8 protein-coding genes are annotated in these 11151 nt (G+C 62.9%); 6 read left to right on the plus strand and 2 right to left on the minus strand.

The genetic code is table 11. The features are described 5' to 3' along the window. The first annotated feature begins 105 nt into the window (after positions 1-105). Positions 106-1083 carry an ABC transporter substrate-binding protein gene (locus AB9K35_RS02820; RefSeq protein WP_369924382.1) on the plus strand — a complete coding sequence of 326 codons (978 nt, stop codon included), beginning with the start codon at positions 106-108 and terminating at the stop codon, positions 1081-1083. 75 nt (positions 1084-1158) lie between these two features. Here AB9K35_RS02820 and AB9K35_RS02825 read toward each other — a convergent pair whose 3' ends face one another. Continuing rightward, positions 1159-5031, minus strand: coding sequence for an amino acid adenylation domain-containing protein (locus AB9K35_RS02825; RefSeq protein WP_369924383.1), 3873 nt, complete (start codon positions 5029-5031; stop codon positions 1159-1161). Next, a complete protein-coding gene (locus AB9K35_RS02830) occupies positions 5028-5225 on the minus strand; it encodes an MbtH family protein (RefSeq protein ID WP_369924384.1) in 198 nt (65 codons plus the stop codon). Before AB9K35_RS02830 ends, AB9K35_RS02825 begins: the two co-directional genes overlap by 4 nt. A 151-nt stretch (positions 5226-5376) precedes the next feature. On the opposite strand from AB9K35_RS02830, the gene AB9K35_RS02835 reads away from it, so the two are divergent. The 5 genes from AB9K35_RS02835 to AB9K35_RS02855 form a co-directional block, all read left to right on the plus strand. Then, the gene (locus tag AB9K35_RS02835; protein WP_369924385.1) at positions 5377-6717 is read left to right on the plus strand and encodes an MATE family efflux transporter; all 1341 of its coding nucleotides are present in this window, start codon (positions 5377-5379) and stop codon (positions 6715-6717) included. After that, the gene (locus AB9K35_RS02840) at positions 6714-7904 is read left to right on the plus strand and encodes a PLP-dependent transferase (protein ID WP_369924386.1); all 1191 of its coding nucleotides are present in this window, start codon (positions 6714-6716) and stop codon (positions 7902-7904) included. The genes AB9K35_RS02835 and AB9K35_RS02840 overlap by 4 nt, the downstream gene beginning before the upstream one ends. Further along, a complete protein-coding gene (locus tag AB9K35_RS02845) occupies positions 7901-8770 on the plus strand; it encodes an alpha/beta hydrolase (protein ID WP_369924387.1) in 870 nt (289 codons plus the stop codon). The genes AB9K35_RS02840 and AB9K35_RS02845 overlap by 4 nt, the downstream gene beginning before the upstream one ends. 308 nt (positions 8771-9078) lie before the next feature. After that, positions 9079-10050, plus strand: a complete 972-nt coding sequence (locus AB9K35_RS02850) for a GNAT family N-acetyltransferase (protein ID WP_369924389.1) — start codon at positions 9079-9081, stop codon at positions 10048-10050. Then, positions 10047-11151, plus strand: a 1105-nt coding sequence (locus AB9K35_RS02855; protein WP_369924391.1) for a lysine N(6)-hydroxylase/L-ornithine N(5)-oxygenase family protein, incomplete at its 3' end; no start/stop codon positions are given. The genes AB9K35_RS02850 and AB9K35_RS02855, both read left to right, overlap by 4 nt.

Below are 11151 nucleotides of genomic sequence, written 5' to 3' on the forward strand. Positions count from 1 at the left end.
AAGGGCCGACGTCTTGACCCTGCGCCGGGCAGGGCTTAGGCATCTTGGAATACGCCCAGCTCGCCGCCAGGTCTTCTCTCAATTGAAAGGCAGGCCATGCGGCAAATGTTATTGTTTCTGCTGACGTTTTTGATCCCCGCCTCAACTTTGCAGGCGGATGGTTTCCCGGTCAGCGTTTCCCACCAGTTCGGTGAAACTGTCGTGCCTGCCGAACCACAGCGCATCGTCTCAGTTGGCTATCACGAGCAGGATTTTCTCTATGCGTTGGGGATTGCTCCAACCGGGGTGCATGAGTGGTTTGGCGGCTATCCCTATGCGACCTGGCCTTGGGCCGAAACGGCCCGCAGGGCGCTCGGTGCCGAACCCGATGTACAGCGAGGTTTCGAGATAGACATCGAATGGGTGCTGGCGCAGGATCCCGATCTGATTGTCGCAACCTTTGCACCTATGGATGCGCGGACCTATGGCATCCTGTCACAGATCGCGCCGGTGGTGGGGCCGCCCAAGGGCTTTCCCGCATGGGGCGCACCTTGGGAAGAGGAGCTGCGGCTGATCGGCAAGGCCACGGGGCGCGGTGCGGCGGCGGAAACGGTTATTGCAAAGCTCGACGCGAAAATCAGAGCAACTGCCGAGGCCAATCCCGAACTCGACGGCCTGCGCGGCACCGCGGCGCATTTCGCGGGCGGCCAGATCATCGGCTACCGACCTGCGGATGGAGCAAACCGGCTGCTTGCCCGGCTGGGCATCAAGACGCCCCCTGAGTTTGAAGAGCTGGCCGGACCAGGCGGCAACTTCAGTGTCAGCCTCGAGCGGGCAGACCTGTTTGATCTGGATGCGGTCCTTTGGCTGGTGGACGCCCCCGCCCGGAAACAGATCGAAGCGCTGCCCTCCTATCGGGCGCTGCGGCTCGCCCGCGAGGGCCGATCGGTCTGGGCGGACCGCCTCATGACGGGAGCGATGAGCTTCCAATCACCGCTGTCGATCCCTTGGGCGCTCGACCGCCTTGGCCCGGCGCTAAGTGCGGCAGCGGACGGGAACCCGGCATCTTCAGCCGCACCCGGCGTGGAAGCTTCCGGTCTTTGATAGGGCATTCTGACTTCGCAGCGGCGCGCCACGGGCCGGAAATTTCCGGCCCGTGGCAATTTCAGAAGAAGGCTGTCAGCCGCCGAACGCTTTGTCCAATTCTTCCTTGAACCGGCGATGGAACAGCTGGTCGCCGATGATATGCAGGTGGTTGGTGCCGGGAACGATCGTTGCCGGATTGGCCTGCGACGAGTACCGCCGCCAGTCCACCAGGTTAAGGCCGCGGCTGAGGCTGTCTCCCGCGCTAAAGGACGTCACCCGCAGATCCAGCCGTTCCAGATGGTACTGGCGGAACACGAGCGCGTTGTCGATCAGAACCCAGAACGTGTGCTCACGGCTGGAAACCTCTGGCCCATCAAATGGCAATGGCTCAGCTTCGTTGCCGATGAAGCGGAGGAATTGATCATAGCAAAGCGGGTCCATTGCCCCGATCAATGCGTCCCATTGCGCACGCATTTTCGTCTTTCCGAGCCATGCGAGCATGTCTGCTTCCAGCTGCTCGCGCTCACCCGGCGCGAATTCCGGGACAGCTCCAGGCGCGAAATCGCTGCCGAGATCACAGACGTCGACCATCCCGACCATGCGGATGTCTACCTCCCCTTGCAGCTGTCTTGCCGCCTCCCACGCCAGAAGCCCCCCCCAGCTCCAACCAAGGAAGGCGCAGGGGCGCCCCGCGCTTTCCTTGCGGATGTGATCCACACAGCCCCCAACAACCTCGGGCACCGAAACTTTCATTCGTTTGTCTTCGTTTAACGAGTGGCAGAGGAAGCCGGTTACCGGCTGGTCATCGCCAAGATAGGCCGTCAGCCGCATGTATTCGCGGGTGGATACCAGCAAACCGGGGAAGCAATAGAGCATCGGCTTGCTACCGGTGCCGCGCAGGGCAATTGCCTGCCGCCCTGTGGCATTCCCTGCGGCTATTCGCTTCACCAGAGCCCGCACCGTTGGTGCGTCGAACAGGTCGGCGATGGTCAGGGCGGTTCCCGGCCACAGCTTGCGCAACCGCACCAGCACTTTCAGCGCAGTGAGCGATCTGCCTCCCATGTCGAAGAAATCATCGGTCACGCCCATATGCGGATTGCCGATTTCCTGTTGCCAGATATCCAGAACACGGGCTTCGTCGGCGCTTTCCGGCGCCACGCCTTCAGACGTTCGTCGCCGCGCGCCCGGCATAGGCAATGCCGCCCGGTCCAGCTTGGCATTCGGGTTGGTCGGCATCCGGTCCAGCACCACAATCGCCGTGGGCAGCATGTGCTTGGGCAGCCGCGCCTCAAGCGCGCGCATGAGATCATCCTCCTCGATCTCCTTCGCCGCTACAGCATATCCAACCAATTGCTTCTTGCCCCCGTCCTCGCGCAGCAGCACCAGCGCCTCGGACACCCCCGGCTGTTCCAGCAGGGCCGCCTCGATCTCCCCCGGCTCGATCCGGTATCCATTGAGCTTTACCTGGTGGTCCACCCGGCCAAGGAATTCGATGGTACCATCCTCGCGCCAGCGGCCCAGGTCGCCGGACCGGTACAGGCGTGCCCCCTCGCGACCATCAAGTTCTGGCGCAAAGGGATCAGGGATGAAGCGGTCCGCAGTGGTGCCGGGGCGGTTCACATAGCCGCGTGCAACGCCTTCGCCACCAAGGTGGATTTCGCCGATCACGCCAATCGGGCAGGGCATCATGCGTTCGTCAAGCACATAGGTCCGGCGGTTGCCGACTGCGCGCCCCAAAGGCGCATAGGCGCCTTCGAATTTAGTACCGGCACGCACCTTCCAAACCATCGGGGTCATGATCGTTTCTGTCGGCCCATACCCGTTTATCAAGAGCGGTGCGCGCAACTCCCGTGACAACAAGTCGAACGTCGCCTGCGCCAGCCCTTCGCCGCCAAAGGAATACAGCCGCATCGGCGGTGCCTCTCCGGTTTGTTCGGCCCATTCCGCCAGCTGCTGCAGATAGGTGGTCGGGATCGAGGCGTTGTTGCAGCCGTATTTGCGCATCGCGGCATAGGTTTGCTCCGGCGTCCAAAGCGGCCCGTCCGGTATCACCGCCGAGCCACCCATCATCAGCGGATTCATCCAGCGCTCATGGCCGCCGTCCGATGAAAAGGGCAGGAACGGCAGTTCGCGGCTTTTGCCGCTCATTTCATAAACCCGCGCGGTGTCCTGCAGATGGTCGCTGAGCGGCCCGTGTTCGACCGCCACCCCCTTGGGTTTGCCGGTCGAGCCGGAGGTGTACATGATGTATGCGATCTGGTCCCGGTGGATGCATACGTCCGGATCGTTTTCCGGCTGGCCTGCACCGGGGTCGTCATCGAGACAGAGGATATGCGCGCCGGTGCCGTCGGGCAGCCGGTCCAGATATCGCTGGCGGGTGACCACCACTTGCACGCCCGCATCAGTCAGAATGTGGTGATTGCGGCTTTCCGGGTGGTCCGGCTCCACCGGGATATAGGCACCACCCGCCTTCAGCGTGGCAAGGATCGCCATCACCGCCTCGTTGCCGCGTTCAATCATCACTGCAACAGGCACTTCCGCGCCCACCCCCAACTCCAGCAGCCGATGCGCCAGCCGGTTTGCGTGGCGGTTCAATTGGCCATGGCTCCACTCCACGCCTGCGCAGATCAGCGCCGTTTTATCCGGGGTCAGCCTGGCGTGAGCCGCGATCAGCTCATGCACCGGGCGCGGGTCGTTCTGCGCATCGTCCTCATAGGGGGCCGAAAGCAGATCCAGTTCATTTCGCGCCAAGAGCGGGATCCGCCCAGCGGGCAGTTCCGGCTTGCGAAGCCCGGTTTCGAGTATTCGGGCGACATGGACCAGGAAACGATCCACCAGCGCAGGCTCAAGCAAGCCGCGGGCGTAATTGGCCCGCAGCTCCAGCGTTCCATCGGTGCGCAGATAGGCCTGCAACAGGCACTCACCCCGGGCGGCCGGCTGGGGCAGGAACAGGCGTCGCAGGCCGTCAGCCAGATCGATTTCCTTTTGCACATGCAGGGTGACGGCGCCCATGACATGGCGATCCGCCCCGTCGCGGCGAAGCATATCCTGTACGATCACCCCCGACGGCAGCGCATTGGCCCGCGCCTGCGCCAGCGCCTGTGCAGCTTCAGCCACCGCAGCACTGAATGGCCTTTCCGGCTGCATGTTCAGGCAAAGCGGCAGGAGGTCTTCACTCCGCCGCGTGTTTTTGCAGTCAGTCTGACCGAAGGCGAAGCGCAAGTGGCGATGACCGGTGTAGCGCTGCAAGCCAGCACCAACTGCAGCCGCCAGCAGGACGTCCAACGGCGTGCCATCTTGCTGCAGCACTGCAGTGGTTTCGGCATTCAGAACGTGGCAAGCCTCGCCGCGCTCCATCTGTTCTGTCCCATTGTAGCGGTGCGGAAGGCGCGCGTTCACGCAGCTTTCGCCATCCAGCAGAGGTCTCCAGTACTCCAGCCGCGCGCGCTGCTCGTCCTCCGGGAGCGGCGGAACTGCTGCGAGGTCTTGGGGGTCGTGCGTCTTTCCTTGAAGCGCCTCGGCAAATCCTACAGCGATATTTTCGAGCACTCCAAAATCCCCAAAGGCGGGATGCAGAGCCACGGCGAACAGGTGGCCGCCTGCCCTCGGTGCCATGAGCGCCAGTGCCCCGGGACCACCATCCAGATCGAAACGCGCGGATGCGAGGGCGGTTTCAGCCCTTTCTGCAGTCGTTTCGGTCAGCGAAATCCGATTTTCGTCCTTTTGAATGCGTGCCAGATCGCCACCTGCACCGCGGTGAATACGGGCCGAGAAAACGGGCTGTGAGGCGATCACCGCCTCCGCCGCCTGACGCACCTGCGCAGCACTCCATCGCTGATCGGCTTCGATCAACATCTTCTGAACGCCATAAGGTACAAGCTGGCCAACTTGGTCGTGGGCGCAGATCTGCTTTTCTTCAGGTGTCAGGCTGATCAGACCGGGCGCCAGGCTGTGTCCAGTGTTCATGCCATCACCTTTTTCAACGCATTCGGGCGCGGATCGCTCCAGCGGGCCTCAATCTCCGCGAGGCAAGTCTCTCGGGTGGCAGGCGCGCCCTCCGCCTGCCACCCCGCAGGTACAGGAAGGTCCGCGGGCCAAACGGACCAGCGTCCCTCGTTGTTCTGCACACATATCCACTGGCCGGTATCGGATTGGGTCATCGGGGTCTCCATCAGGGTCTTGTCCCCTCCCTGACGCGCGCCAGCGCACGGAATTCACCCGCAGACCAAAAAAGTTTTTCGTTGGGGTGAATTTCCAGTGCCCCCGCCCGTCATTCCACGGACAGCTTATACCAGCCGGAGCAGCCACCCCATGCAACCGATCGATTTGGGCAGTCCAGCCCTGTTTCAAACCTTGCTGCGCACAGCGCTGCCGGCAGTGGGCGGGCTGTCCATAAACGCAACCCATCAGGGCGTAGACGCCTATTTTGTGGGGCAACTGGGCCCCGAAGCGCTTGCCGCCGTAAGCCTTGCGCTGCCGTTGACCGGGCTGACCGCAGCTGTGGGCGTCGGTTTAGGCGTCGGAACCGCTGCCTTCGTGGGGCGTGCCCTGGGAGCGGGGCGCCATGACGAGGCCGGGCGGATGGCCTCTGCCGCGATGGCGCTTTGCCTGCTGCTGGCGGTCGGGTTGTCGGCAGGGCTGTGGGCCGCACGCCTACCGGTCCTGCACCTTCTGGGCGCGGCCCCACCGGTGCAGGCGCCGGCGCTGGATTACCTTTCCATCATGGCGTTCTCGGCCGGCCTGGGGATGGTGCAGATCCTCTGCGACTTCACCGCTATCGGGGAAGGCAATGCCCGCTTCAGCCTGCTGAGCCTGGTGATGTGCTTCACCCTGAACATGGCGCTTGATCCGGTTCTGATCTTCTGGGCTGGCCTCGGCGTCAAAGGCGCGGCGCTGGCGACCTTGGCGGCGCAACTGGCTACGCTTGGGCTATACACCGCCTATTTCGCGCGGGAGCGCGGTGCCATCCGGCTCCGCCCCGCGTTGTCCTTGAACACGCTCACAATGCTCTGGCCGGTGCTGCGGGTCGGCCTGCCGGAGGCAGGTTCCGTGCTGCTGGCAAGCCTTGCCTTTCTGCTGCTGTACCGACTGGCAGGAGATCTAGCGGGCACCAACGGCCAGGCCGCGATGGGAATTGCGCTGCGGCTTTGGGTGCTGGCATCGCTGCCCATCGAAGGCTTCTGTCTGGGCGCGCAGCCGGTGCTGGCCCATGCTGTGGGCGCGGGGAGCACCAGCCGACTGAACCGCGCGGCCTTCACCATAGCAGCCATGGCGTGCGGGTCTGCCGCAGTCTTCATGGCAGCGGGACTGCTGGCAGCACCACAGTTGAGCAGCCTTTTCACAGACGATCCCGCCGTGCTCGCGCTCGCCCCTGCCACAGTCTTTGCCCTGTCGTTATCGCTGCCCGCCACGGCATTGCGCCATTCCGCCCAAGTCACCCTGCAAGCCATGGCCCGCGCCCCGCTTGCCGCGGTGCTGGGGCTTGCGCCACTGGGCTGGCTGTTCCTGCCACTACTGTTCAGCTTCACCCGCCTGTGGGGATTTGAAGGACTGTCCGCCAGCCTGCCCGCCGCAGCGCTGCTGACCGGTATCGGTGCGGCGCTGATCCTTTGGCACCTGCCGCGTTTCATCTTGAAAGGACATCCTGCATGAAAGACCATCCCACTGCCCCCGGCATCCCGGCTTCGGACCGGATGACCGCCGAGCTGATCGCCCCGCACGCAGCCATGCCGCATGATGCAAGTTCGGTGCCGATCTTTCAGACTTCATCGTTCCTGTTCGACCGCTACGAGGACATGGCAGCGGTGTTTGCTGGTGAAAGCGAGCGCTACATCTACACGCGCGGCAATAATCCGACGGTAGCAGAACTCGAGAACCTGATTGCCCGGATGGAGGGTGTGGAAGCCGCGCGTGGCTTTGCTTCCGGCATGGCGGCGATCGCGGCGGCAGTGATACCCTTTGTACAGGCAGGCGACCGGGTGGTGGCGGTCGAGAACCTTTACTCCGACGCCTTCCGACTGTTCGAATGCGTGCTGAAGAAATTCGGTGTCACCACAGAATATGTTGACGGCACTGACACCGAGGCAGTGGTCGCGGCGCTGCCCGGGGCCAAGCTGGTCTATCTCGAAAGCCCCACGTCATGGAGCTTCACCACGCAGGATTTGCGCGCCATCGGCGCAGCTGCACGGGAACAGGGCGTCATATCGGTGATCGACAACAGCTGGGCCACGCCACTGTTCCAGCGCCCGGCGGACTTCGGCATCGACCTGATCGTTCACGCCGCCTCGAAATACCTGGCAGGCCATTCCGATACGATTGCAGGGCTTGTTGCCGGGCCAAAACACCTGATCGACCGGATCAATCACGACTCCTACCACTATCTTGGTGGCAAGATGTCCCCGTTTGACGCCTGGCTGGTGTTGCGGGGCATGCGCACCCTGCACCTGCGCATGGCGCGCCATATGCAAAACGGTCTGGCCTTGGGGCGGGCGCTGTCCGCGAACGCATCGGTGACACGGGTGCGTCACCCGGCGTTTGAAGCCAATCCGGGCAACGCTTGCCTGTCGGGCTATGGCGGGCTGTTTGCCTTTGACCTTGATGAAAGCGTCGACATCCCCCGCTTCACCAATGTGCTGAAGGTTGTGAAGATCGGCGTCAGCTGGGGGGGACCTGAAAGTCTGGTGATCCCGGCCCAGGCTGCGCTGGGGCTGTCGGGCGCGGCCAATGTCTTCCAGCGCTTTGGCACCCCTGCCGGTTCGGTACGCCTAGCAGCCGGGCTTGAATGCGGCGAGACACTGGTGGACGACGTGCTGAACGCGATCGAGGAGGCGCGAAAGTGACAGGCATCAAACCCTTGGCCGAAGGCAACACCTGGACCGGTGCTCGCTGGTATGACTTGGTAGACAGCGCGACCGGTTCCATCCGGCGGGTGTTCCTGTGGCAACCACCTGGCGAGCCGCCGTCAGAGGGCTGGCCGGTGCTTTACATGACCGACGGCAATGCAGTGATCGGCACCGCGATTGACGCGATGCGGGCGCAAGCCTGCTATCCGTCCGGAACCAATGTGGGCTGGGGTGTGCTTGTGGCGGTCGGCTATCCCACCGATGACGCTTATGATCCGTTCCGGCGCAGCTGGGACCTCGGCCCGCCGCCCGGGCAAAGCTACCCCCCGTTCTGGGAAGGCGGCAAAGAGGTGCGCACCGGCGGCGGCGCGGAAATGGCGCGGTGCCTGCTCGAGCAGGTCCGCCCGTTCGTGGAAGCACAAATGCAGGTAAACCCGGCGCACCAGGGGCTGTTCGGCCATTCGTTCGGCGGGCTGTTTGCACTGTGGTTGATGTTCACCCAACCCGCGGCCTTCAGCCACTGGATCGCCGCAAGCCCGGCGATCACCTGGGAGGACAGCTTCCTGCTGGAGCATCAGGCGCGGTTCGACCCAGGCGCCCATCGCCTCTATGTGCACCTCTCCGCCGGCGAATGGGAAGGCGACCGCCTTGCGCCGTTTCAGGAAGGCACGGAGGACGCCGCCGCCCGGCTGGCGGAAAAAGCGAATACCCGCACTATCTCGGCGGCGCAGCAAATGGCCGCAGAACTGGCAGATCTTCCGGGGGTAACAGTGGAATATGAGACTTACACAGGCGAAAACCACATGTCCGTACTGCCAGTGGCCGTAAACCGCGCCATCCAAAGGGTTTTCGCACTGAGCTGAGGCCTTCCGGCCATTCGCAACCAGACCTGCTCCGGACCCTGCCCGTCTTGCGGAGCAGGGTCTTTCGGCATGCCTTCCGCACAAGGTTCCAGCGCAGCAAAAATTCCCGGAATTCGGGCCTATTCTTATAAATTTCCCCGCTGCCGCTTCGTTCCTCTTAGCAGACCAGGCGCGAAATTTCGCGCCGCACTAGATGGAGGGACCGCGTGTCACTGGATACCACCGCAAACAAAGACCTGCCTTGCTGGGCGCGCAGAACCGGAGACGGTGTAACCGTCTTCTCCAATGGGACCTGCCAGGAAATGGCTGTGACCGACCAAGGCGGCGGCCGACTGGTACTGGAGCCGCCACAGACGCCGCCGGACTTTCTAGGGACGCTGGCTGCCTGTGAGGCGCTCAGCAACTGGAACGACGAAGAAGTGTTGATCACGCTGCGTCGACAGCATTGGCAGGCCGTGGAACCAGAACTGCTGGCGCGTGGTGCCGCGCAGGTGCTGGATGACGACTGGCTGGCGGTATTCCCGGAGCTTCTGTGGCAGCTCCCGGATCTTTGGTTACCACAAGGCCGTCACAGCTTTCCGCAAATCATGGTCCCAGGCCCGCACGGGCAGCACCCGCTGCGTCCTGCGAAACCTTCAGGGACCCTGTATCACCGCAATATCCCCTGGTTGGACCAGGTTTTTTCCATTCGGACGCTGGATGCAGCCACGGATCTGGGCTTGTTCAACCGTTGGATGAACGATCAACGGGTGGCGGCATTCTTTGAAGAATCCGGAACGCTTGATTACCACCGCGACTACCTGGCCCGCATGGCAGCGGATCCGCATATGATGCCGGTGCTGGGCTGCCTTGATGGGCGGCCTTTCTGCTACTTCGAGCTCTACTGGGCACGTGAAAACCGCATAGGCGCCCATTTTGAGGCCGGTGCCTGGGACCGCGGCTGGCATGTTCTGGTAGGCGATGAACACACGCGCGGTGCCGATTACATCACCGCTTGGCTGCCTTCGCTGATGCACTTCATGTTCCTGGCCGAACCGCGCACCCAAGCGCTGGCCGGCGAGCCCGCCGCCAGCCACACGCAGCAGCTGCGCAACCTCACCCGCTCAGGCTTTGCCAAGGTCAAGGAGTTCGACTTTGCCCATAAGCGCGCGGTGCTGGTGCGGCTGGAGCGCGACTACTTCTTCAAATCGCGCCTCTGGGCCCGGCCAAACCCGGCCGATCCGGGCCGACCGCTAAGCCTATCCGTTTCCGCCCAACTGACTAATGGAGTTGCCCAATGACCAACCCGCCGCAGGTTCACGATGTAACCGGGATAGGCTTCGGCCCATCTAACTTGGCTCTTGCGATTGCGCTTCGGGAAAAGGCGCAGCAGGGGGCATCGATTCTGGACGCCGTTTTCCTGGAATCGAAACCCGCTTTTGCCTGGCATCCGGATATGTTGCTCGACAACTCGGATATGCAAGTCTCCTTCATCAAGGACCTCGTGACGCTGCGCAATCCAGCCAGCCCCTTTTCATTCCTCAGCTACCTGCACGCCAAGGGGCGGCTGGAGCGGTTCATCAATCGAAAGAGCTTTTTTCCCAGTCGACATGAGTTCAACGACTATTTTGCCTGGGCCGCGGAACAGATGGGCGGCATTTGCGCCTATGACCAGCACGTCATCGGTGTGGAGCCGGTTCAAGCGCGCGGCGGCAGCATCGATTTGCTGGCCGTGATTGCACAGGACAGCAAGGGCGAGCAAACCCGCCGCCTGACCCGGAACCTGGTTCTGGCGGTTGGCGGCAATCCCTCCGTTCCCGAAGTTTTTGCCGAGGTGCAGGATACGGCAGAGGTTGTCCATAGCTCCGCCTATCTCAGCACGGTCAAGCCACGACTGGCGGCGGCGGATAAGCCGATGAAGATCGCAGTCATCGGCTCGGGCCAGAGCGGTGCGGAAATCTTCAACGATCTGGCTAATGACCCGGCCCGGCCCGAGGTGGATTTCATCTTCCGGAGCCACGCGCTGAAACCTTCGGATGACAGCCCATTCGTGAACGAAATCTTCAACGCCGATTTCACGTCATACGTCTACCAACAGCCGCCCGCGCGTCGCCGCGCATTGATGGACGAGTATTCCAACACCAACTATTCGGTGGTGGATGGCGACCTGATCGCCCAGATCCACGGACTGTTCTATGAACAGGACGTGACAGGCGGCTCGGCCTACGGCTTGCTGCGCAGCACGCAGGTTACCGCAGCCAAGGATAGTGTCCCGGGAGTTGGTGTAACTTTGCTCTTCGGCCTTGGCTCGGCCGCAGTCACAGGGCGGCGATTGTCGCCGGGTCCATGGGGGCAGTGTCGCAAATGGCGGCGACGGTTTCCAGTGTCATGTAGCGCCGCGT

The sequence above is a fragment of the Leisingera sp. XS_AS12 genome, assembly GCF_041224635.1.
Taxonomy (GTDB): Bacteria; Pseudomonadota; Alphaproteobacteria; order Rhodobacterales; family Rhodobacteraceae; genus Leisingera.